Raw genomic sequence first — 21,012 nt, 5'->3', positions numbered from 1 at the left:
GGGGAGAGGCTATTCGAGGGGCTTGGGGGACGGATCGAGGATTTCCGCGCCCACGCTTTCGAAGGGACGGCCTTCCGGCCGTCCGCGGCTCCGAGGACGCGATGCCTTAGTCCAGCCATAGTCGCCTGATCTGCGGCCGCAGTGGACCAAGATCGTCATTCTTGGGCGGCTTCCGGCAAGCCGTGAGCCCGCGGCGCTTTCACGTCGGACGTGCGGTTCTGAAGTCCTTCGAGATTGTCGTTGCCTTAGCCGGGGATCATGCCGTATTCGTGGAGCGAGATCCTTTCGAGGGGGCATCCATGGAATACGGCATTCGACGCTACGAATCCACCCAAAGGCTGTGGTGGTTTTGCTTCCTGCTCATGAGCCTTGCCGCGGCATTTCCGGTCTCCGCTCAAGTGCGCTCGGCTTTCAGTCCTTCTGTGCCACATGCGTCAGCGAAACCTCACGAAGTCTTGCAAGGGATAGATTTTTGGCTGAGCGCCCCCTGGGCTGACCAAGGCCTTCTGGGACCGTTGATTTTTTATCTCTTCGGCGTCTTGGGAGCATGCCTGGTGCTCCGAACCCTATGGCTCCTTGTGCAGGTCTGGGGAACGTTTCTGGTGGCTCGCGCGCTCAAAAGGCATGTGCCGATCGACGGATCGGGAAAAAATGCAGGACATGCCGGCTGGTTAGTGGACGATGCGACGCAAACTCTTCCGCTCTTGGCCCTGGCCCGGGATGCCGGCCGCCTGCCCTGGTCTCTTTTTTCCTTAGCCCACAAGCGGCTGCGCCTGTTGTTGGTTTTTGACGGCCGCGGCACGCCCTCTTCTGATGAAATGGTCCATCGAGAGCAGCGGCTGGAAGGGCTGGACTGGCATCTTGTGTCATCGTCCTGGGACGCTTTTCGCTCCCTCAGCCGAGCTCTCCCCCTTTTGGGCTTTGTGCAATCCGCCTGGGCGTTTTACCTGTGGCTTCAGCCTGTCCTGAACGGCTCGCAGGATGCCTCGAGCAGCGCCGTGGAGGGCTTGGCCAGCCTTTTGGCCTTGGTGCACAGCGTGGGCGCCACGCTGGCCTTCGGCTTGGGTTCCGGGTTGTTGTCGCGCTTGGAAAGCCTCTACCTCTCACGCCTGGACGGCCTCTTTTACGACCAGCTTCTTTCCCGCATGCCCCTGCACAGCGCCGACACTCTGGTGATTCTTAAGACCCTGGCCAGGCACTTTCACGAGCTGCAGGAGCGACTGAAGAAGCTGGAGCACGCTGTGCTTCAAGACCGGTCGTGAGCTATCGGCCGTCAATGGAGAAGGTCCGGTGACGATTCGTCGATGGGCATGATGCCCATTTGCCGAAGCAACCTTCGATCCCGAGGGCTCTTGGTTTTGAGCCATCGTTCGTAAATCCTCAGAATGCCTCCGGCGTGCTGCCGACCCGACGTGTCCCCGATTTCGGCCAACAAATCCACTAAGCGGAGAAACTTCTCACTGAGCTCTTGAAAGACCCCCTCGAAGCCCCAGTCCACAATGCGGGCAGCCAGCAGCGATTCCAGGGATCGGTACGCAGTGCTGCCGATGGCGGCATAGTAGTCGATGTCCACAAGGCGCCGTTGGAAACTGTCGGAAAAGAACCCTGAAACAAAAAGGGTTGTGTCCCCGATTTGCCTAAGGATGCGAGCCCGCTTTCCGCTGGAAACGCCGTAGCTTTCCAAAAGGGCTTGGGCAAAAGATTTGTCCCTTTCCCCCCACTCGGGTTCCTGCAGCGGTGCCGCGTGGGCGTATCGGGACAGCAGATCCACCAGGTAAAATTGGGCCAGTTGCGAGATTTCAACGTCCAGGTCCTGAGACGCTTTTTCCACGGCATCCTTGAAGTATTCCAGAAGACTACGGGTTTCCAACATGGTCATGCCCACCTCCTTGCCGGATTCCCTTGAAGACTTTTCCCAAGGTTTTTGGGGTCCGCGTCCTTCCTTACTCCAGTCATCGGCAAAAGGAGCTTCCGCCAAAAGCCTTTCCCAGCGGTTCGGGACCGGCCTTGCAGGCTTTCATGAAAACATTGCCGTGGGCAAGAACAAGGCCTTGCTGCCGCATTCCGGTCCACGGACCTCACTGGGGTGGTGCTTGGGAAAAAGGAAATGACGGACTGGACGTCTTCGGCTTTGACCCGGGTCGCCAAAGGCGATCGGGTTCTTTAGCATTATGCATCATGGAGCGGGTAAGGATCAAGGTGCAGGAAGGAAAATCAAGGAACGCTGCGTGGTTTTCCGAAAGACTTAAGAAAAGTGCAGGCCGCCGCTCTTCTTTCGGCGTTGGCGTCCCATGACAACACCGATGAGCCAGCCGCACAGGAGCACCAGAGCTCCTGCCACAAACCATCGGATGTTCTGGGAAAACCGAAGGCTCTCATTTTCCTGAGCCAGCCTCTTGGCCAAGGCTTGGCTTTGGGCTAGCGCCTCCTGCATTTGGTCGAATTCTTCCTTCAGCTTCAAATAATCGGCGGCCCCTTCACGAAGCGCCTGATGTTCTTTTTTGAGGGCTTCCAGTTCTCGCGAGGTCTTTTCCAGGGTTTCGGTCAGCTCCTTTTCCCGTGTCTGATACCGCAGCCACTGGGAATCGGATTCGGTCAATGAGGTCTTGATGGCCGTGTTTTCTTGGCGCAGCTGAGTGGCTTGCTTTTCCCACGGCACGCGTTCCATGAGGTAACGGCTGATCACCCATCCTTCTTTGTCCTTGACCGGCCCGTCCAGAACGCGCACCAAAGCCCAACCCGCATCGTTTTTCTGGAGCACCTCAACCGCTTGGCCGGAACGCAACATGGCCAGGACCTTGTGGGATGTGCTTGGCCCGCTGCGCAATGTGATCTCAAAGGTGTCCGTCACATAAGCCGCCCACACCGCCGTCCGGAAAATCAGGCCCAAGGCCAGAGCGATCATCCATAGGAACGTCACGCGATGATTCCGCAACACTCTTCCCCCTTTGGTCTGTGGCACATTGCCATGCGGAAGCCGTTTGCGACGGTGTCACTATAGAGGGACGCCAAAGGGTTCGGCAAGAAAAAGACGACAAGCTGCCTTAAAGGGAGCAAAAAGTGACGAAATTGTTCTCCCCTACTGGCGCCCGCACCGTTGATGATTAAATTTGGAAATGAGCTCATCTCATGGAAATTGCATGACATTATAGCATGATTTTACAGGTGTGGAGGTTAAAGTCTATGGCGAAAGCAGTCGGCATTGATCTTGGCACCACCAATTCGGTGGTGGCTGTCTGGGAAAACGGCAAGGCCACGGTGATCCCCAACGCCGAAGGGTCTCGCACGACCCCTTCGGTAGTGGCGTACTTGGAAGACGGCCAAAGGCTGGTAGGGCAGGTGGCGCGTCGTCAAGCGATCCTGAACCCTCTGGCGACGGTGGCGTCCGCCAAACGCTTTATTGGGCGCCGTTGGGATGAAGTGGTGGAGGAATCCAAAGTCGTTTCCTACAAGGTGGTCAAAGGCCCCAACGATGCGGTTCGTTTTGATATTCGAGGCAAATTGGTGGCCCCGGAGGAAGTGTCCGCGCAGGTTTTGCGAAAACTCGTGGACGATGCTTCCAAGTATTTGGGCGAAAAGGTCACCGAGGCGGTGATCACGGTTCCGGCCTATTTCAACGATGCCCAGCGTCAAGCCACCAAACAGGCGGGAGAGATCGCGGGCTTGAAGGTGCTTCGCATCATCAACGAACCCACGGCGGCCGCCTTGGCCTACGGGCTGGAAAAGAAGAAAAACGAAACCATTCTGGTCTTTGACCTGGGTGGCGGCACCTTTGATGTGTCCATTTTGGACGTGGGCGACGGCGTCTGTGAAGTGCAGGCCACCGCCGGGGACACCCATCTGGGCGGCGATGACTTTGACAAGCGCATCGTGGATTGGTTGGCCGACGAATTTCAGAAGGAAACGGGCATTGATCTGCGAAGGGATCGCCAATCCCTGCAACGGCTTTACGAAGCGGCGGAAAAGGCCAAGTGTGAGCTGTCGTCCACGGTGGAATCGGAGATCAACCTGCCGTTTATCACGGCGGATGCCACGGGACCGAAGCATTTGGTGAAGAAGCTGACCCGGGCCAAGTTCGAGGCCCTGACGCAGGACTTGGTGGAACGGTGCATGGGGCCGGTGAAACAAGCCCTGGCGGATGCCAAGCTCACCGCCGCTGACATCGACGAAGTGGTTCTCGTGGGGGGATCCACACGCATTCCGGCGGTCCAGGAATTGGTCAAGCGGCTGACCGGGGGCAAGCAGCCCAACATGAGTGTGAATCCGGATGAAGTGGTGGCCGTCGGCGCCGCGATTCAGGCTGGAATCATCAAAGGCGATGTGGACGATGTGCTTCTGCTGGATGTGACGCCCCTGTCCCTGGGTGTGGAAACCTTGGGCGGCGTCATGACCAAGCTCATTGAGCGCAACACCACCATTCCGTGCCGCCGTGAAGAAATCTTTTCCACAGCGGAAGACAACCAGACGGCGGTGGATATCGTGGTGCTTCAGGGGGAACGGGAGATGGCTCGAGACAACCGCGTGCTCGGCCGGTTTCGCCTGAATGGGATTCGACCTGCGCCGCGCGGCGTGCCGCAGATCAAGGTGACCTTTGACATCGATGCCAACGGCATTCTCAATGTGACGGCTCGTGACGAAGAGACGGGAAAAGTACAAAAAGTGACCATTTCCGATTCCACCAACCTGGACAAGAGTGAAGTGGAGCGCATGGTGCGGGACGCCCAGGTACACGCCGCCGAAGACCGCCGGCGCCGGGAAACCGTGGACGCTCGCAATCACGTAGACTCTCTGGTCTACCAACTGGAACGCACACTCAAAGATCTGGCCGAGAAGGTGCCGGTGCACGAGAAGGCACGATGCGAAGCGCTTGTGGAAGAGGCTCGAAAGGCTGTCGCGGACGAGACAACGTCCAAGGAGCGTTATCAAGCTCTAGCGGGCGATCTGCAACAGGCCCTGCATGGCGTGGCTGCTACGGCGTATCAGCAGGCCGGATCGGCGCCTCGTGAATCTCGGGGGGCCAAGAATGACGACGTCATCGACGCCGAGTTCACCCTGAAGTGACATCGCCCGGGCTGTTGAGCCTCTGGTTGGGGCAAGGGGTGCGGGGCGCACGAGGGTGCGCCCCTTTTTTGAGTTTTTTTTCTTCGGCAATGGTAAAGAAGAAGAAAGTACGGAGGGTCTTGGCCCGGATTGGGCGCTGCTGAAAAATTCATGAAAAAATCGAGGTGACATTGCATGGCGGTCAAGTTTCGAGATTACTACGAAGTGCTCGGGGTCTCTCGAAATGCGGGTCAGGAAGAGATTCAAAGAGCCTACCGAAAACTGGCGCGCAAATACCACCCGGATGTGAACAAGGAGCCGGGGGCCGAGGAAAAGTTCAAGGAAATCAACGAGGCCTATGAGGTTCTCAAGGATCCGGAAAAGCGCGCCAAATACGACCAGTTGGGAAGCCATTGGCGCGCGGGTCAGGATTTTCGACCGCCTCCGGGATGGGATGTGCACTTCGATTTCGGCACCGGCCCCGGCCAGCAGGACTTCTTCTGGTCCGGCAGCGGGGATTTCAGCGACTTTTTTGAAATGCTTTTTGGCGGTCAAGGGTTTCGTCGAGCGCAGGCCGCGGGGCGGAGTCGGCCCGGAGCCGCTTGGCGTCAGCCGGGAGCGGACCGTCACGCCACGTTGCGCATCACTCTGGAAGACGCTTTCCATGGCGCCGCCAAGACCATCACTTTGCAGGGAATGACCACAGCCATCGATGGCACGGTGCGTCCCGAGGTCAAGAGTTTTGAGGTGAAAATACCCAAGGGGATTTTGCCGGGCCAAAAGATCCGCTTAAGTGGCCAGGGTTATGAAGGGATCAGCGGTGGTCCTCCGGGGGATCTGTACCTGGAGGTGGAGATCGAACCCCATCCGGTGTACCGGTTGGAAGGACGAGATCTTTATATGGATCTCCCCGTGGCTCCGTGGGAGGCGGCCTTGGGTGCCGAGGTTTCGGTGACGACCCTGGGGGGCACGTTTTCTTTAAAGGTTCCCTCAGGATCCCAGTCGGGGCAAAAGTTCCGGCTGCGCGGCAAGGGCATGCCCAATCCTAAGGGCACAGCGGGGGATCTGTATGCGGTGTTAAAGATCGTGGTGCCGAAGAAACTGACTCGAGACGAAAAAGCGTTGTTTGAAAAACTCCGGGACGTTTCCACTTTTCATCCTCGGTCGTGAGGTTTTTTTCGAAGACCGCCGCGGTAGGGAAACCGTGCGCACTTGGGAAGCGCTCCAGGATGTGCAAAGGCAAAGGGCCGTCATGAAATGAGGAGGCTGGCGTCATGACGGAAGGACGCTACGGCATCGTGCGCAGAACCATGCTCCGCCGTGAGCACCTTTGGGGACTTCGTTTGGCCGATCTGGCATCATTGTGCGGTGTGCACCCGGACCTGATCATCCGGTTTGTGCACTTAGGGCTTTTGGATCCCTTGGAAGAAGAGGCCGGAGTGCCCAGCCTTTTTGACCGCTCGGCCGTGGGAGTGGTGCACAAGATTTTGAGGCTGCGTCGGGATCTCGGCATCAATTACGTGGGCATCGGTATGGTTCTGGATCTGATGCGCCGCATCGAGATTCTGGAATCGCGCGTGCAAGAACTGGAAAGGGTGCTGGTCGGCCACATGGCCAAACGGCCATAGATAGAGAGCGAGGAGAAAAAGCTATGGATCTCAATAAATTCACCATAAAATCTCAGGAAGCTTTGCAATCGGCGCAAAATAAAGCCGTCAAATACGGGCATGTGGAGGTGGACGGGGAACACCTCCTTGCGGCGCTTTTGGAACAATCCGAAGGTTTGGTGCCGCGGCTGCTTAAGAGAATGGATGTGTCTTTGAGCGCGCTGCAGGAAGATCTGGTCCGGGAACTGGAAAGGAAACCTCGGGTGAGCGGCCCCGGGGCGGAACCAGGCAAGGTCTACATCACTCAGGGGCTCAATAAAATTTTGGTCAAGGCGCAGGAGGAGGCACTGCATCTCAAGGACGAATATGTTTCCGTAGAGCACCTGCTGTTGGCTTTCGTTGAGGAAGGAGCCACGACACCTGCGTGCAGGGTGCTGCAAAAACACGGAGTGACTCGAGACGCGGTGTTGAAAGCCTTGACGGCGGTGCGGGGCCACCAACGCGTGACCTCGGCGGCTCCGGAAGGCACCTATGAGGCTTTGCAGAAGTACGGCCGGGATCTGGTGCAGGAGGCGCGCAGCGGCAAACTGGATCCCGTCATCGGCCGGGACAGTGAAATTCGGCGGGTCATTCGAATTCTTAGCCGAAAAACCAAGAACAATCCGGTGCTTATCGGGGAGCCCGGCGTGGGGAAAACGGCCATCGTGGAAGGGCTGGCCCACCGTATCGTGCGCGGCGATGTTCCCGAGGGACTCAAAGACAAAACCATTTACGCCTTGGATCTGGGTGCGCTGGTGGCCGGAGCCAAGTATCGCGGGGAGTTCGAAGAGCGTTTAAAGGCCGTGTTGCAGGAAATCAAGGAATCGGAAGGCCGCATTTTGCTCTTCATTGACGAACTGCACAATATCGTCGGGGCTGGCAAGGCGGAAGGCGCCATGGACGCCGGCAACATGCTCAAACCCATGCTGGCCCGCGGTGAACTGCACTGCATTGGGGCCACCACGCTGGATGAATACCGTAAGTACATCGAAAAGGATGCGGCGCTGGAACGCCGTTTTCAACCTGTCCTGGTGGATCAGCCGTCGGTGGAAGATACCATCTCCATTCTGCGTGGGCTCAGGGAACGTTTCGAAGTCCACCACGGCGTCAAAATTCAAGACAGTGCTTTAGTGGCCGCGGCCGTCTTGTCCAACCGCTACATTTCCGACAGGTTTCTTCCCGATAAAGCCATCGATTTGGTGGACGAAGCCTGTGCCATGATTCGCACGGAAATCGATTCCATGCCCGCGGAACTGGATGAAGTGACGCGCCGTGTGATGCAGTTGGAAATCGAGGAAGCTGCTCTGAAAAAGGAACGGGATAAGGCCAGCCAGGAGCGGTTGGAAAACCTTCGCAAGGAACTGGCTGAGCTGCGGGACAAGGCCAATGCCATGAGGGCGCAGTGGGAAGCGGAGAAGGAAGCCATTAAGAAAGTTCAAGGGCTTCGGGAAGAAATCGAGAAGGTCCGCCACCAGATCGAGATCGCCGAACGCCAGTACGACCTCAACCGAGCGGCGGAACTGAAGCACGGGCGATTGCCCGAACTGGAACGGCAGCTCAAGGCGGAAGAAGACCGGTTGAGCGCGCAACAGGGGGGCAACCGACTGTTGCGGGAGGAAGTGACCGAGGAAGAGATCGCGGAAATTGTTTCCCGATGGACCGGCATTCCGGTGGCCCGATTGGTGGAAGGGGAACGGGAAAAATTGTTGAAACTGGACGAGGTGCTGCACCGCCGCGTGGTGGGTCAGGATGAGGCGGTGCAGTTGGTGGCGGATGCGGTGTTGCGGGCCCGTTCCGGCATCAAGGATCCGCGACGTCCCATTGGTTCCTTCATTTTTCTGGGCCCTACGGGCGTGGGCAAAACGGAACTGGCGAAAACTCTGGCGGAAGCCCTTTTTGATTCGGAAGACAACCTGGTTCGCATTGATATGAGCGAGTACATGGAAAAACACACGGTGTCGCGTCTCATCGGAGCGCCTCCGGGCTATGTGGGTTACGAAGAGGGTGGCCAGTTGACGGAAGCCGTGCGCCGCAAACCCTACAGTGTGATCCTTTTCGATGAAATCGAAAAGGCACACCACGACGTCTTTAACGTGCTCCTTCAGATTCTCGATGACGGACGCCTGACGGACGCCCAGGGCCGCACGGTGGATTTCAAGAACACGGTCATCATCATGACCAGCAATATCGGATCCCAATATCTTCTGGACGGTGTGACCGACCGTGGGGAAATCAAGGAACACGCCCGGGAGAAGGTCATGGCGGATCTGCGCCGCCATTTTCGGCCCGAATTCCTGAACCGTGTGGATGACATCGTTCTGTTCAAACCGCTGACTCTGGATGAGGTGAAGAGTATTGTGGGGCTGCTCACCAAGGACCTGGAGTGGCGCCTCAAGGATCGTCGCATACGGCTGGAAATCAGCGAGGCGGCCCGCGAATGGCTTGCCCGATCCGGCTACGATCCTGTCTACGGTGCGCGGCCTTTGAAAAGGCTTCTGCAAAGGGAGTTGGAAACACGCATTGGTCGATCGCTCATTGCGGGCGATATTCTGGAAGGGGCGACGATTCATGTGGACGTCCTAGACGGCCGCTTGAACGTGACGCACGTCAATGCGCTGAACGCCGACGCCGCGTAAACCTCGAGAGGCTTGTTGGAGATTGGCGCCTCGGGACCGTTTTTGTTCCCTTCTGTAGGAACGCCGAAAGGCGCGAGCGCCCCATGCACCCGGACGGCCACGGAACCCGTGCCGTTCCGGGTTTGTGGCTTGCACCGCTTCTTCAGCATCGAACCGAAGGAAGGTGCCGAAACCATTCTCGGACAAGCCTTCAGAGGGTTTGAATGAGTTGCGGCTCAGGCACCTGGACGCAAAGGACTGGCCATGAAAGAGCTCTCTTTGGCTTCCAACGCGGCCTACATGGAAGAGCAGTACGAGCGTTGGAAAGCGAACCCCATGAGTGTGACCGAAGACTGGCGATGGTTTTTTTCAGGGCTTTGAACTGGGGGGCGGGGGCCTCGGTCATGGCGCCTGCCGGCGCGGCGGCCGACCCTCAAGACCTTCTTCGTGCGGCGCGGGTATCGGATCTCATACGCCGGTATCGTGACCTGGGCCACCTTCTGTCTTGCGTGGATCCTTTAGAACCCTGTCCCCTGGACCATCCTTGGCTCACACTGGAAGCGTGCGGGTTGGAGACTTCGGACCTGGACCGTGTTTTTCTTACACCGGAAATCAGCCTGTGGGACAAGGCCCCCCCTGCGCGATGTGTTAGCTCTGTTGAAGGAAACCTATTGCGGTTCGGTGGGCGTGGAATTCATGCACCTGTGGAACCCTGAAGAACGGCAATGGCTTCAGGAGCGTATGGAATCCACCCGCAACCATCCACACCTTTCTCGCGAAGAGCGCCGGCGCATTTTGGAAAAGCTATGGCAAGCCAACCGCTTTGAGCAGTTCTTGCACAAAACGTATCTGGGCCAGAAACGGTTTTCTCTGGAGGGAGCGGAAACCGTGGTGCCCATGTTGGACGGGCTGATTCGCCATGCAGCCGCTCTAGGGTGCGACACGCTGGTTTTGGGCATGGCCCATCGAGGCCGCCTCAACGTGCAGGTGAACGTTCTGGGAAAAAGTGCTGCGGCTGTCGGAATTTGAAGAAAGCTGTGACACGGAATCGGAAACGGGAAGCGGCGATGTGAAGTATCACAAAGGCTTCATGGGATGGGTGGATGTCGCCGACGGCAGTCTCAAAAGAGTGCGAACCCTTCTTCTTCCCAACCCCAGCCATCTGGAATCCGTAAACCCCGTGGTGGAAGGCCTGGCCAGAGCGCTGCAAGATGCCCGTGGCAATCAGGGTCCGTACCAAATCTTACCTGTACTCCTCCATGGGGACGCGGCCTTCGCCGGCCAAGGGCTCGTGTACGAAACGCTCAATCTGTCCCAACTGGCCGGATACCGCACCGGAGGGACCATCCATCTGGTCATCAACAACCAGATCGGTTTCACCACCGTGCCTGAGGAAGGGCGTTCGACGCGCTATGCCACCGATGTGGCCAAGATGCTATTGGTGCCCATCTTTCACGTGCACGGGGAAGACCCGGAGGCGGCTCTGCATGTCATCCAGATGGCCTGCGATTACCGGTACCGCTACGGCAAGGATGTCATCATCGACCTGGTGTGCTATCGCCGATATGGGCATAACGAAGGCGATGAACCCTATTACACGCAGCCTACTATGGTCGAAAAAATTCGTCAGCGCCCTCCGGTGAATGAACTTTACGGTGCCCGGCTTCAAAAGGAAGGGGTTGTTTCGGCGGATCAGTGCAGGAATTGGACAAGAAGACCCTGATGAGCCTGGAAAGCGCCCTGAAGGACGCCCGCGATGCCGGGTGTGTGCTCGCCCAAGACTTTCTGTTGGAAACGTGGAAGACCACCTCGAAAACCGAAGAGCTCGACCCTGACGTGATTCGAACGGGAGTGGCCTCGGAACGGCTGCTTAATGTGGCTCGAGCGGCACATACCTATCCTACAGATTTTCAAGTGAATCCTAAGCTGGAAAAGATTTTGGACAAGCGTCGGGAAAAAGTGGAATCAGGCAAGGACCTGGATTGGTCGGCCGGGGAACTTCTTGCCATAGGATCGCTTCTTTTGGACGGCCATCCCGTGCGTCTCAGCGGCCAAGACTGCGGCCGGGGCACGTTCAGCCATCGACATGCCATTTTGTACGAGGTGCGCACCAAAAAAACCTATGTGCCGCTTTGCCACCTCGCACCCGACCAGGCGCCCTTTGTGGTGGTCAACAGCAGCTTGTCCGAATACGCGGTTTTGGGCTTTGAATATGGGTATTCGTTGCGCGACCCGGCCACTGTGGTGCTTTGGGAAGCCCAGTTCGGGGATTTTGCCAACAATGCGCAAACCATCATCGATCAGTACATCAGTGCCGCGGAAGCCAAGTGGAAGCTGCCCAGCGCCCTGGTGCTGCTGTTGCCGCACGGCTATGAAGGCATGGGACCGGAACATTCCAGCGCTCGGTTGGAAAGGTACCTGCAGTTGAGTGCCCAAGAGAACCTACGGGTCTGCCAACCCACCACACCGGCCCAGTTCTTTCACCTTCTGCGCCGCCAAGCCCTGGATCCGATCAAGAAACCCTTGGTGGTCATGACGCCCAAAAGCCTCCTTCGGCACCCCAAAGCCGTTTCCGACTTGAACGAGTTTGTGAACGGCCGTTTCGAGCCGGTCTTGCAGGATCCACAGGCACCTCTTTCGGCCTCTTACGGCCTTCTGTGCACGGGCAAGGTCTACTACGAACTGGCCGCCTTTCGAGAAAAGGCGCAACGCGACGACGTCGTGCTGTTGCGCCTGGAAGAAATTTATCCCTTTCCAGAAAAAAACTCGATGCTTTCTTTGGCAGGTATGGTTCCGTGCGGCGCTGGGTGTGGGTGCAGGAAGAACCGCGAAACATGGGTGCTTGGGCTTTTGTCTGTCCACGGCTTGAAAAGCTTCTTGGAGAGAAGCCCACTTATGTGGGAAGGCCGCCCTCGGCAAGTCCCGCCACGGGATTTCATCGCCGTCACAAGGAAGAGCAGGAGGCTTTGGTGGCCGCGGCCTTTCAAAACCCGTAAACCCTGCGCCCATTGAAAGACATTAGCAGCATTTCGAACCAAGGAGTCGCTCATGCACCTCAATATTGTCATTCCGGGAGTGGGAGAATCCGTTCAAGAAGCGGTCCTGGCGGAATGGTTTGTCACGTCGGGCCAACGTGTCAGCAAGGGCACGGTGCTCTTTGTTCTGGAAACAGACAAGGTGACCCTCGAAGTTCCTGCGGAAGCGGACGGTGTTGTGGAGATTCTGGTGCCTGCGGGCGAAAAGGTGCACATAGGGAGTGTCGTCGGGCGACTCCTTGCCGAGACGCTTTCCGAAGAACCACCTCCACCACCCACACCGGCTCCTGTGCGTGAACCCCATGCCCCGCCTTCACGCGAACCGAAGCCCACACCATTGCCGTTCCAAGAACCGGCAACCGAAAAAGCCCCGATATTGGAAGCGGCTCAAGAACCTTCCCGAGAAGCACGAACTCATGCGGTTGTCGAGTCGGAAAAGGCTTTTCCCTCTGCGGCTCGACTGGCTTTGCACATGGGGGTGGATGTGGAACGGGTGAAGGGAACAGGCCCCGACGGAAAGATCACCAGGGGCGATGTTCTGCTGTTTGTGGAATCCCAAGGGCGGGCGGTGTCGACGCCTTTCCCGCCCGTTTCAGTTTCAGGGGAAAAATCAGCGCCCACAGGGCTGTCCCAAACAGCGCCGGTGCCGCCCGTCGTTTCATTTGAAGAAAGGGCGCGACCACCCGTCAAAGCTGCTGAGCCGGCGATGCCGGAACAGACCCGAAAACCCATGAGTCCCCTTCGCAAACGCATTGCGGAAAGGCTGCGGCACGCCAAGCAGGCCACGGCCATGCTCACCACCTTTAACGAAGTGGACATGAGCCGTGTCGTGGAGTTTCGGCGGCGGTTCAAGGACGCGTTCAAGAAAAAGCACGGCGTGTCTTTGGGGTTTATGAGCTTTTTCGTTAAGGCCTGCGTTTAGGCGCTTCAAGAAATTCCCCAGGTAAACGCTTTCATCGACGGAGAAGACATGGTCTACAACGCCCATGTGCACATGGGCATTGCTGTGGGCGCGGAACGCGGCCTGATGGTTCCTGTCATTCGATACGCGGACCTTTTGAGCTTTGCTGAGATCGAAAAGACCATTGATGATTTTGTTCAAAAAATTCAAGAAAATCGTCTGCAGCTGCGCGATCTTGAAGGAGGCACCTTTACCATCACCAACGGCGGCATCTTTGGATCTTTGCTCAGCACCCCCATTCTTAATCCGCCCCAAAGCGCCATTCTGGGCTTGCACAAGATTGAAGACCGGCCCATCGTCCTGGACGGCCAGGTGGTCATTCGGCCCATGATGTACGTGGCCTTGAGTTACGACCATCGTATCATCGACGGCCGGGAAGCTGTGACGTTTCTCAGACGCATCAAAGAATGTATTGAGGATCCGGAACGGCTTTTGGTGGGCATTTGAACCTCGAGGGTTTGACGGAGAAGAAAAATGGCAGGGGAACATCGATTTGACCTCTGTGTGATCGGTTCCGGCCCTGGAGGCTATGTGGCCTGCGTGCGCGCAGCCCAATTGGGCCTGAAAACGGTGTGCGTGGAAAAAGAGGCGCGCCTGGGTGGTGTGTGTTTGAATGTGGGCTGTATTCCCAGCAAAGCGCTTCTGGATTCCAGTGAACTTTACGAGGCGGCTCGGCGACGCTTTTCCGAGCATGGCCTTCGGCTGGAAGGTTTGAGCCTGGATCTGGCCGCCATGATGGCGAGAAAAGACAACGTGGTGCAGGAGCTGACGGAAAATGTGCGCCAGCTTCTGGATCGCCACGGAGTCACGGTGATCCGTGGCACAGGACGTCTGGTGACGCCGCATCAAGTAGCGGTGACCCTCCATGATGCCCAAGACGGTCCCATGGACGTTTATGCAGAATCCGTCCTGCTGGCGACGGGCAGTGTGCCGATGGCCATTCCACATATCCCCTATGACGGGCGCTTCATCGTGACGTCCACCGAGGCTCTGGCCTTTTCCCAGGTTCCCCAAAGATTGGGCATTGTCGGGGGCGGCTACATCGGCTTGGAACTGGGCTCTGTGTGGAACCGATTGGGGTCTGAAGTCACCGTTATCGAAATACTTCCGCGCCTTGCGGCGTTGCTGGATGGGCAGGTGTCTCGAGCTCTGGAGCGCATTTTGCGCCAGCGCCGTTTTCGTTTTTTGCTGGAGAGTCGAGTCCTGAGAGCTTCTGTGGAAGGCGAAGAGGTGGTCGTACGGGTACAGACCAAAGAAGGGGAAGAGGACCTGGTTTTCGACCGTCTTTTGGTGGCCGTGGGGCGCAGACCCCTAACGGCAGGGCTGGGTTTGGAAGAGGTGGGGGTGACCACACATCCCCAAACGGGCCACATTCTGGTGAACACCCGCTACCAGACCAACGTGCCTCGAGTGTATGCCATCGGGGATCTCATCGCCGGCCCGGCACTGGCGCATAAAGCGTCCGCGGAAGCCATCGCCTGCGTGGAAGGCATATCCGGCATGGAAAGCGAAGTGAATTACGACGCTGTTCCCGCCATCATTTACACCTGGCCTGAAGTGGCCATGGTGGGAAAAACCGAAGAAGAACTCAAGGCCCTGCAGGTACCCTATTGTGTGGGCACTTATCCTTTTGCCGGCGCCGGTCGAGCTCGATGCATGGGGGAAACGGAAGGCTTTGTCAAGGTGCTGTCCCACGCGGCATCCGGCCGCATTCTGGGCGTGCACATTCTCGGTCCCCGGGCTTCGGACATGATCGCCGAGGGCGTGCTGGCCATGCAATACGGCGCCACGGCGACGGATGTGGGCCGCATCATGCACGGCCATCCCACCTTTGCCGAAGCGTTGCAGGAAGCTGCTCGAGTGGCTTCAGCCTGCGCCATCTACGGCATGAGTGGATCCTGAAGAAAAGCCACGGCACGCCTTTCCGACCACAAGGCACCACGGTGCGGCACGTCAACAAATCCTACATGACTTCCGTGGTCGGGGGTTTCCAGGATAAGGTGCGGATTTCTGAACGCTTCGCGATACGCAAAACAGGAAGGGCTCAGAAACGGATCATCCAAAGCATTGATCAGAAGGGTCGGCACGGCGATCCTTTCCGAAAAGGGGTTGCAGGAGGCTCGAGCATAATAGTCCTGCGCGTGTTGAAAGCCGTGCAGCGGAGCCGTGTAGCGGTTGTCGAGGTCTTCAAGGGTTCGAATCGCTTCATAGCCGTCGGTGTTTAGCCGATCGGGAAAAAGCCGCGCTTTGGCCTCGATTTTTTGGCGAAGCATTTTCAAAAAGCGTTTCAAATACAGGCGGTTTTGAGGTTCAGAGATTTTTCGGGCCGCACCTGCAAGATCGCAGGGCACGGCAAAAGTCACGGCGGCTTGAACGCAGGGGGAGAGGTCCAGGCCGCGTTCGCCCAGATATTTCAATACCAAGTTACCCCCAAGACCAAACCCCACCAAGGCCACCGACTCATAGCGGCTCAAGCGCACCAGGTGGCGCAACACTGTTTCCAGATCCTCTGTCATGCCGCTATGGTAAAACCACGGCTTTCGATTGGGTTCTCCGCTGCATCCTCGAAGGTTCACAGCACAAGCATCCCACCCCGCCCGCTGCAGGGCGCGCACCATGCCCAGCACATAAGGGCGGTGGGAATGCCCCTCCAATCCGTGAACGATCACGGCAATGCGCCGAAACCCTTGGCACGAGAAGTCCAGATCCAAAAAGTCCCCGTCGGGGGTCTCGAGCCTTGTGCGCCGATACCGAACGCCCGAGACATACCGCAGCTGATTGGCCACAACCATGTGCACGTGAGGATTTCGAAAGATCCTCAGTGATTGATAAGAACACGGCAGTACCATATAACCCCACCTTTAAGGCATCGCGTGGTGAAAAGACCAGCTTCGTTAAACAAGGCCTTTCCATACACCACGTCCCCGCAGGAGACAAGGAAAGGACCGGAACGGAAGCAGAGCGCGGCCTGCTTCCCCTTGACTTTCACTTTTTATTCACTTTAGGATAAAGTGTCGTTGCAGATTTTAAGGAGGATAAGGAGACCCAATGATGCAACTGACACCGGCTCAGAAGAGGGTTCATGATTTTTTGCGCACCTACATCGCCCTGCACGGGCATGCGCCGTCTTACGAAGAGATTCGAAAGCATTTAGGGTTTCGATCCCTCAATGCCGTCTACAAGCACTTGAAACAACTGGAAGAACGCGGCATGGTGCGAAGTCTGGGCAAAAACCGAAAGCGCGCTTTGGAGCTTGGTGAGCTTCGGGCGGCGGGAGCGTCCATTCCTTTCCTGGGCATTGTGGCTGCCGGAAAGCCCGTGGAGGCGGTGGAGGTGCCGGAGACGGTGGATGTTCCCGAAAGCCTTTTGGCGGGAGGAGAACATTTCGCGCTGAGGGTTCGCGGGGATTCCATGGTCGAAGAAGGCATTCGGGAAGGTGACATCCTCATCGTAAAAAAGCAGCCCACCGCCGAAAACGGCCAAACGGTGGTGGCCTTGGTTCACGGGGAAGCCACGGTCAAAAGATTTTTTCTTCAGGGGCCTGTGGTGGAACTGCGTCCGGCCAACAGCGCCATGAGTCCCATGGTGGTGGCCGCCAAGGAGGTGGAAATCATTGGCGTGGTGGTAGGTTTGGTGCGCCATTATCGGCATCGCTTGGGGCTGTGACGCAATGTGATCCCGGTTTCCATGGGCTTTGGGGGCAGCTTGCACCGAAAAGCCGGCACGGGAATTCCAGCCGCAAACACATGGTCCGCCGCACCTCGAGCGCGCATGCGGGTTTACGACTTGAGGCACGAACTTTGCCTTCTTTTAGGAAAACAAAACAATTTTTTAACGGAAAGGAGGAGAACTGATGCCGGCACGTGATGGAACAGGACCTTGGGGCGCGGGGCCTCGAACGGGAAGAGGCATGGGCTGGTGCGCCCCAGCGAGTGGAGCGATGGGGCGCGCTGTTCTAAGCGGTTTCGGCTTTGGTCGAGGTCGCTGGGGATGCGGCGTAGGGCGAGGTTGGGGCCTTCGGGCCGCGTGGGGCCGAGGCGGTCTCGGCTGGGGATGGGTTCCGTTCATGGTGCGCCCGTGGACGCGGGAGGAGCAGCTGCGGTGGCTTCATGGGTATACGGCCCATCTGGAGGAGGCCTTGGAGTCGGCCAGAAAACAAATGGCCGAACTGGAAAAAGAGTCTCAGGCTTAAGCCCATAACCTCCCATGGAACTGGTTGAGCTCGGGTAAACCTGGGAGCTTGTGTGGATACGCCTCCCCTTCGCGGTGGCGCAGGCCCGCATGACCCAATGGAGCGACAGGCTCCTGCCGTTCCGCACATTTGCGGACGGCCAGGAGCCTGTCCGAGAATGGCTTTTGGGGGCCGCTTTCATTGCATTCTGTAGGAGCGCCGCGAGGCGCGATCCGGCGTCGCGGCTTATGCCGCTCCGACATAAGGTGTTGTCGCATGAGGTCCCAGGAGGCTGTCCCTTCGACAGATGGACGCTGGTTTCCTACAAAGCCTTTTCAAAGCCACCATGACACGCTAAGAAAACGGGAACAAGTCGTTTGGCGGAAAGTTTTCCGTGGCATGGATGGATGTTGCGGATCGAGAACCTCGCGTATGCGGCTTCCGAAAGTTCTTTTTGTGGAAGATGATGCGGTCTTGCGCCTGACCCAAAGCCTCTATTTGGAACGGGAGGGCTTTGCGGTGGTGGCGGCTTCCGGGCGCCAAGAGGCGCGCCGTGCCCTTCGTGAAGAAGCCTTTGACGCGGTGGTGACAGATCTTCGCCTGGGTGAAGGCAGTGGCCTGGAAGTGCTGGCCGACGTGCAGGCATTGCGCCCTGATGCTGAAACGGTGGTCATCACCGGCTATGGTTCGGTCGAAAGCGCGGTGGAGGCCATGAAGCGCGGCGCCTATGACTATCTGAGCAAGCCCGTGGATCCCGAACTACTGGTGCGCATTTTGCGCAAAGCCTTGGATCGGCGCCGATTGCGCCGTCAGGTGGATCATCTGACGCAGCGTTTTGCCGAAGAGGCCGGTTTAAATCGCATCGTGGCGGAAAGTCCCGCCATGCGGGCGGTGATGGAGCGCTTGGACGATGTGGCGCAAAGTGATGCGCCGGTTTTGATTGAGGGGGAAAGCGGCACTGGAAAGGAACTCATGGCCAAGTGGATCCACCACCGCAGCCGACGGGCTTCAGGGCCGTTTGTGGGCATCAACTGCGGCGCTGTGCCGGAAACATTGCTGGAAACCGAGCTCTTCGGCCATGTGCGCGGCGCCTTTACCGGAGCACACCAGGCCAAAAGGGCCTTTTTGAAGCCGGCGACGGAGGGACGCTTTTTCTGGACGAGGTGGGAGAGATTTCTCCAGCCTTTCAAATCAAGCTATTGAGAACCCTTCAGGAAGGCACCATTCGTCGCGTGGGTTCCGTGAAGGAAACCTCGGTGGATGTCCGCCTCATTGCCGCCAGCAATCAAAATGTGGCCCAGCTTGTGCGTGAAGGACGGTTTCGTCCGGACCTTTATTATCGCATTCACGTGGTGCCCATTGTCTTGCCGCCGTTGAGGGAAAGGCGGAAAGATATTCTGCCTTTGGCCCGCGCCGTGCTGGAACGCCTAAGCCGGCGCATGGGAAGGAAAATGCCGACCCTAACCCCTGAAGCGAGCCAGAAGCTTTTGGACTATCCGTGGCCCGGAAATGTTCGAGAATTGGAAAACGCCCTGGAACGTGTGCTCATTTTTTCCCGATCCGAGACCATCGATGCGCCGGCGCTTTAACTGGAGCCGCTGGAAGAAACATTCAGACTATCTTTGAATCCCTCACCCGGGCACAGCCCGCCCCGTGATTTCAAAAAATCTTCGGACGGCATGCCGCCGGACTCGAAAATTCTTGACGCGCAGAACGCCGGCATGTTCCCGGGTACAAGCAACACGCCAAGGCAGGAAAGCGCGCCGATGCGCCACAACGCCTCCGATCTTTCCCTGGCTGAGGTGGAGCGGCGTCACATCCTCTGGGTGCTTGCCCAATGCGGCCACAACAAGACCAAAGCTGCCGAAATCCTCGGCATCGGTACCAACACGCTCTGGCGAAAGCTCAAAAGATACGGTCGTGAAACATAAAAAACCCCCAACGCTGTGACAGCCTTTCGCTGAATACCCAAAGCCTTCTGGCCATGCTGGACAGCATGGAAGACCGCATCTACGTAGTCGATCGGGACTATCGCATTCGATTCATGAACTGGTCCTTGCGACGCGACATGGGAGAGGGCGAAGGCGCCTTGTGTTACGCGTTTTTCGGGCATGATCCCCAAACATGCGATGAATGTCAGCATGGCATGAGTTCTTTTGAGCCGGAGCGGCGCCGAGAGTGGGTCTGCCCCGCCGACGGCCGAGTCTACGAGGTGTCGGTTTCTCCACTGCACGGGCCTGATGGCAGCATCTTTCGGCTGCATATCATGCGCGACATTTCGCAGCGCAAGGCCTTGGAGGCCGCGCTGCAGGAACAGGCGCGATCCCTGGAAGCCAAAGTTCGAGAGCAAGCCCAGGTCCTCTTTCGTCAGGAACGCCTGTCCTTTCTGGGAGAAATCGCCGCCGGACTGGCGCACGAACTGCGCACGCCCCTAGGCGCGATCCTCAGCGGCGTGAAACTCCTGGAAAAGGCCTCCACGGATTCCGATCAAAGGACCGTGATTCTTGAACTCATTGGCAACGAAACCCAGAGACTGGAAAGAAAGCTTTCGGAGTTTCTCAGGTATGCTCGAGGCCGCCTTCCCGAAAAACGGCTCACACCTGTGCAGCCTCTCTTGGAAGATGTCGGCCGAGTGCTGGCTACCGACGCGGTGCTGCGCGGTGATGTGCGCATTCATGTCCATGGCGCCTCGAACATGGATCCCTTCCCCATGGATGCCGACTTGATCAAAGAGGTCCTTCTGAATTTGGGCCAAAACGCGCTCCAAGCCCTTTCTGGAAAAGGCGAACTGCGCCTGGAAGCCCGGTCCACTCCGGAGGGGCTGGAAATCCTCGTGCGAGACAACGGCCCGGGCATTCCGTCCGGGGATATGGTCCATGTGTTCAAACCTTTCTTCACGCGACGTTCCTCAAGAACCGGCCTGGGCCTTGCTGTGTGCAAGGACATTGTTGAGGCTCATGGGGGCCGCATCAGCGTCTCAAGTCTTCCCCACGTGCAAACCACCTTTCGCATCATCCTGCCCCGCTGAACATTCCATAATGAAGGCCGGGCACCGAAAGGCTTCCATTCTGGAAAGGTTCATTTCCAAAATAGCAGACTCGGGAAAGGCCACCAGGGATTGATGTTTGAAAGGAGTGCGGTACCGCCTACTTTTTCTGAAGAGAGAGCCTTTGTGCTGTCCGCCGATACTTGGGTCCGCAAGAGCCGGTCTCTTCGAATGACGCGAACAGCGGGGACGCTGTCTTTTGAAGGCGAATGTGGTGAGCGTACTCCTGGCTTCGAAGGGACGCGCTCCTGCGCGTCCGGGAATGTGCGGACCGCGATGCACGCTGTCCCCCCGTTGGGATTTGGGGTCTGGCATAGAGTTTGTTAGATCAAGAAGTGCTTTGCGGTGTGGTGGAAGGGCACACCGATGTAGGGCGGACGCGATGGGAACCCATATGGTTAATGGTGCACGGCGTGTCGTCGTGAAGGCAACGGAGGACAAAAATGGCCGAAGAGAAGGAAAAGAAGCAGAAGGGGTACAATTTTCGGGATTTTTCCA

At 57.7% G+C, this 21,012-nt stretch carries 17 protein-coding genes and 3 pseudogenes; 17 read left to right on the top strand and 3 right to left on the bottom strand.

Going from position 1 to position 21,012, the window contains the following annotated elements; genetic code table 11:
* Positions 1-269 precede the first annotated feature (269 nt).
* Positions 270-1,262 carry a hypothetical protein gene (locus ACUVSA_RS09760; RefSeq protein ID WP_445894666.1) on the top strand — a complete coding sequence of 331 codons (993 nt, stop codon included), beginning with the start codon at positions 270-272 and terminating at the stop codon, positions 1,260-1,262.
* 11 nt (positions 1,263-1,273) lie between these two features.
* On the opposite strand, the gene ACUVSA_RS09755 is transcribed toward ACUVSA_RS09760, so the two are convergent.
* Positions 1,274-1,879, bottom strand: a complete 606-nt coding sequence (locus tag ACUVSA_RS09755) for a hypothetical protein (protein WP_445894665.1) — start codon at positions 1,877-1,879, stop codon at positions 1,274-1,276.
* Positions 1,880-2,245: 366 nt separating this feature from the next.
* A complete protein-coding gene (locus ACUVSA_RS09750) occupies positions 2,246-2,938 on the bottom strand; it encodes a TIGR04211 family SH3 domain-containing protein (protein ID WP_445892333.1) in 693 nt (230 codons plus the stop codon).
* A 245-nt stretch (positions 2,939-3,183) separates the two neighbouring features.
* On the opposite strand from ACUVSA_RS09750, the gene dnaK reads away from it, so the two are divergent.
* The 10 genes and pseudogenes from dnaK to lpdA all read left to right on the top strand — a co-directional run bounded on the left by dnaK (position 3,184) and on the right by lpdA (position 15,199).
* Positions 3,184-5,061, top strand: coding sequence for a molecular chaperone DnaK (gene dnaK / locus ACUVSA_RS09745; RefSeq protein WP_445894664.1), 1,878 nt, complete (start codon positions 3,184-3,186; stop codon positions 5,059-5,061).
* 174 nt (positions 5,062-5,235) lie between these two features.
* Positions 5,236-6,210 (top strand): DnaJ C-terminal domain-containing protein, encoded by a 975-nt coding sequence (locus ACUVSA_RS09740; RefSeq protein WP_445894663.1) that lies wholly within the window; start codon positions 5,236-5,238, stop codon positions 6,208-6,210.
* Positions 6,211-6,314: 104 nt separating this feature from the next.
* Positions 6,315-6,668: a chaperone modulator CbpM gene (locus tag ACUVSA_RS09735; protein ID WP_445892330.1), complete on the top strand. Its 354-nt coding sequence runs from the start codon at positions 6,315-6,317 to the stop codon at positions 6,666-6,668.
* A gap of 23 nt (positions 6,669-6,691) precedes the next feature.
* On the top strand, positions 6,692-9,322 hold the full coding sequence (gene clpB, locus ACUVSA_RS09730) for an ATP-dependent chaperone ClpB (RefSeq protein ID WP_445894662.1): 2,631 nt from the start codon (positions 6,692-6,694) through the stop codon (positions 9,320-9,322).
* 243 nt (positions 9,323-9,565) lie between these two features.
* Positions 9,566-9,682, top strand: a complete 117-nt coding sequence (locus ACUVSA_RS09725) for a 2-oxoglutarate dehydrogenase E1 subunit family protein (protein WP_445894661.1) — start codon at positions 9,566-9,568, stop codon at positions 9,680-9,682.
* 264 nt (positions 9,683-9,946) lie between these two features.
* Complete coding sequence (locus tag ACUVSA_RS09720; protein WP_445894660.1) at positions 9,947-10,330, top strand: hypothetical protein; 384 nt, start codon at positions 9,947-9,949, stop codon at positions 10,328-10,330.
* Positions 10,308-11,024 (top strand): thiamine pyrophosphate-dependent enzyme, encoded by a 717-nt coding sequence (locus tag ACUVSA_RS09715; RefSeq protein WP_445894659.1) that lies wholly within the window; start codon positions 10,308-10,310, stop codon positions 11,022-11,024. The genes ACUVSA_RS09720 and ACUVSA_RS09715 overlap by 23 nt, the downstream gene beginning before the upstream one ends.
* Positions 11,024-12,297 (top strand): annotated as a pseudogene (locus tag ACUVSA_RS09710) (hypothetical protein). Before ACUVSA_RS09715 ends, ACUVSA_RS09710 begins: the two are co-directional and overlap by 1 nt.
* A 52-nt stretch (positions 12,298-12,349) precedes the next feature.
* A pseudogene (gene odhB, locus ACUVSA_RS09705) lies at positions 12,350-13,744 on the top strand (2-oxoglutarate dehydrogenase complex dihydrolipoyllysine-residue succinyltransferase).
* A gap of 27 nt (positions 13,745-13,771) precedes the next feature.
* Entirely contained in the window at positions 13,772-15,199 is a 1,428-nt protein-coding gene (gene lpdA, locus ACUVSA_RS09700) for a dihydrolipoyl dehydrogenase (protein ID WP_445894658.1), read from the top strand.
* Here lpdA and ACUVSA_RS09695 read toward each other — a convergent pair.
* Positions 15,178-16,146, bottom strand: a complete 969-nt coding sequence (locus ACUVSA_RS09695) for a YheT family hydrolase (protein ID WP_445894657.1) — start codon at positions 16,144-16,146, stop codon at positions 15,178-15,180. The genes lpdA and ACUVSA_RS09695 overlap by 22 nt on opposite strands.
* Positions 16,147-16,345: 199 nt before the next feature.
* Here ACUVSA_RS09695 and lexA point away from each other — a divergent pair, with 199 nt between their 5' ends.
* From lexA to ACUVSA_RS09665, 6 genes and pseudogenes are all read left to right on the top strand, one after another.
* Positions 16,346-16,963, top strand: coding sequence for a transcriptional repressor LexA (gene lexA / locus ACUVSA_RS09690; protein WP_445892324.1), 618 nt, complete (start codon positions 16,346-16,348; stop codon positions 16,961-16,963).
* A gap of 187 nt (positions 16,964-17,150) precedes the next feature.
* Complete coding sequence (locus tag ACUVSA_RS09685; protein WP_445894656.1) at positions 17,151-17,489, top strand: DUF5320 domain-containing protein; 339 nt, start codon at positions 17,151-17,153, stop codon at positions 17,487-17,489.
* 255 nt (positions 17,490-17,744) lie between these two features.
* Positions 17,745-18,842 (top strand): annotated as a pseudogene (locus ACUVSA_RS09680) (sigma-54-dependent transcriptional regulator); the annotation flags it as partial.
* 41 nt (positions 18,843-18,883) lie between these two features.
* Positions 18,884-19,057 carry a hypothetical protein gene (locus ACUVSA_RS09675; RefSeq protein WP_445894722.1) on the top strand — a complete coding sequence of 58 codons (174 nt, stop codon included), beginning with the start codon at positions 18,884-18,886 and terminating at the stop codon, positions 19,055-19,057.
* Between the two features lie 90 nt (positions 19,058-19,147).
* A complete protein-coding gene (locus ACUVSA_RS09670; protein ID WP_445894655.1) occupies positions 19,148-19,399 on the top strand; it encodes a helix-turn-helix domain-containing protein in 252 nt (83 codons plus the stop codon).
* Positions 19,400-19,452: 53 nt separating this feature from the next.
* Positions 19,453-20,496 (top strand): two-component system sensor histidine kinase NtrB, encoded by a 1,044-nt coding sequence (locus ACUVSA_RS09665; RefSeq protein ID WP_445894654.1) that lies wholly within the window; start codon positions 19,453-19,455, stop codon positions 20,494-20,496.
* Positions 20,497-21,012: the final 516 nt, after the last annotated feature.

The organism is Desulfosoma sp. (assembly GCF_052743555.1).
The sequence above is the reverse complement of the archived record's forward strand: the minus strand, read 5'-3'. Positions and strand labels throughout refer to the sequence as shown.

Excerpts from the sequence above, each read along its gene's own strand:
- ACUVSA_RS09740 (WP_445894663.1), top strand. The coding sequence starts at position 5,236 with ATGGCGGTCAAGTTTCGAGATTACTACGAAGTGCTCGGGGTCTCTCGA.
- ACUVSA_RS09685 (WP_445894656.1), top strand. The coding sequence starts at position 17,151 with ATGCCGGCACGTGATGGAACAGGACCTTGGGGCGCGGGGCCTCGAACG.
- lpdA (WP_445894658.1), top strand. The coding sequence starts at position 13,772 with ATGGCAGGGGAACATCGATTTGACCTCTGTGTGATCGGTTCCGGCCCT.
- lexA (WP_445892324.1), top strand. The coding sequence starts at position 16,346 with ATGATGCAACTGACACCGGCTCAGAAGAGGGTTCATGATTTTTTGCGC.
- ACUVSA_RS09695 (WP_445894657.1), bottom strand. The coding sequence starts at position 16,146 with ATGGTACTGCCGTGTTCTTATCAATCACTGAGGATCTTTCGAAATCCT.
- ACUVSA_RS09665 (WP_445894654.1), top strand. The coding sequence starts at position 19,453 with ATGCTGGACAGCATGGAAGACCGCATCTACGTAGTCGATCGGGACTAT.
- ACUVSA_RS09725 (WP_445894661.1), top strand. The coding sequence starts at position 9,566 with ATGAAAGAGCTCTCTTTGGCTTCCAACGCGGCCTACATGGAAGAGCAG.
- ACUVSA_RS09735 (WP_445892330.1), top strand. The coding sequence starts at position 6,315 with ATGACGGAAGGACGCTACGGCATCGTGCGCAGAACCATGCTCCGCCGT.
- dnaK (WP_445894664.1), top strand. The coding sequence starts at position 3,184 with ATGGCGAAAGCAGTCGGCATTGATCTTGGCACCACCAATTCGGTGGTG.
- ACUVSA_RS09755 (WP_445894665.1), bottom strand. The coding sequence starts at position 1,879 with ATGACCATGTTGGAAACCCGTAGTCTTCTGGAATACTTCAAGGATGCC.
- ACUVSA_RS09670 (WP_445894655.1), top strand. The coding sequence starts at position 19,148 with ATGCCGCCGGACTCGAAAATTCTTGACGCGCAGAACGCCGGCATGTTC.
- clpB (WP_445894662.1), top strand. The coding sequence starts at position 6,692 with ATGGATCTCAATAAATTCACCATAAAATCTCAGGAAGCTTTGCAATCG.